Origin of the sequence: Finegoldia magna, from assembly GCF_018371055.1 — a bacterium.
Lineage (GTDB): Bacteria > Bacillota > Clostridia > Tissierellales > Peptoniphilaceae > Finegoldia > Finegoldia magna_I.
The window spans coordinates 1-1072 of the sequence record NZ_JAGYZD010000374.1 but is presented as its reverse complement, the minus strand read 5'-3'; the positions used below and the strand labels follow the sequence as shown (position 1 = coordinate 1072).

The following is a 1072-nucleotide window of genomic DNA, read 5'->3' as shown; positions in this document are numbered from 1 at the left end:
CACAGAAAATTGATGACGGAATGAAACTTCCAATCACAGTTGTAGATGGAAAAGTTGTGCTTTCGGGAAGATATCCAAAAAGCTACGAAATATTGGATTTCCTTCACATCGACAGAAATATTTTCAACCAAGCTTATGTCAACGATAAGCGTAAATTCTGATAAGATTTTTTCCTAAGTTTTAGGAAAACAAAAAACCTGTGACAATCACAGGTTTACATAATTTTTTGAATCTATTTTATTGAATCCAAAAACATTTTGACAATTTCGTGTCCTTGAGCCAAAGTATCCAGCGCCATTTCGGGATGGTATTGCACTCCCAAGAAGAACTTCTTGTCCTTAACGTATGCCGCTTCCACTATATCATCAGAAGATTTTTGCAATACTTCTAATTCATCAGCCACATCTTTGATTTCTTGATGATGAAGGCTATTCACATAAAATCTGTCGCCAAATTTTTCTTTGAACATTCCGTAATTTGTAACCTCATGAACCAAATCGTTGTATGGTTTGTCTTGGGAGTGAATGATGGATATGTCCTTTTGTTTTTTCAAATCTTGATACAAAGTTCCGCCCAAATACACATTCATTATTTGTAGTCCACGACAAATCCCCAAAGTTGGGATGTCTTTTTTGTAGCAAATATCCATCAGATTAAATTCCAATTCATCGCGTACATTTGATGAAATTCCACATTCCAAAATCTTGTCTTCGTTGTAATATGACGGAGCGACATCAAGTCCACCTGTAAACACGATTCCGTCCAATCTGTCGACGATTTCTTCTAAGAATTTCCTATCGGAATTGAAAGGAAGAATCACCGTGTAAGCTCCATTTCTTTCGATAAGTTCAATGTATTTTCTAAGCATAAAAAGTCTGTTTTCTGCCACATAGTAAAGTGGTGTAAGTCCTATTATTTTCATATTTCCTCCAATTATATTTCAATATTATTATATCAAAGATAAAACAAAAATACATTTTTTGATTAAATCAACAAAAGTGCTATAATATTATTATATTTGGAGAAATATCGAAGTGGTCATAACGGGGCGCACTCGAAATGCGTTTGGGAT

Annotated in this window: 2 protein-coding genes; one reads left to right on the top strand and one right to left on the bottom strand. The window is 34.3% G+C overall.

Annotated features, from left to right (window positions below):
• Window positions 1-20: 20 nt before the first annotated feature.
• Window positions 21-161, top strand: a complete 141-nt coding sequence (locus tag KHW44_RS09990) for an arsenic metallochaperone ArsD family protein (RefSeq protein WP_304069007.1) — start codon at window positions 21-23, stop codon at window positions 159-161.
• Between the two features lie 71 nt (window positions 162-232).
• Here the strand turns inward: KHW44_RS09990 and KHW44_RS09985 are convergent, their stop codons facing one another.
• Window positions 233-922, bottom strand: coding sequence for a gamma-glutamyl-gamma-aminobutyrate hydrolase family protein (locus KHW44_RS09985; protein ID WP_304069005.1), 690 nt, complete (start codon window positions 920-922; stop codon window positions 233-235).
• Window positions 923-1072: the final 150 nt, after the last annotated feature.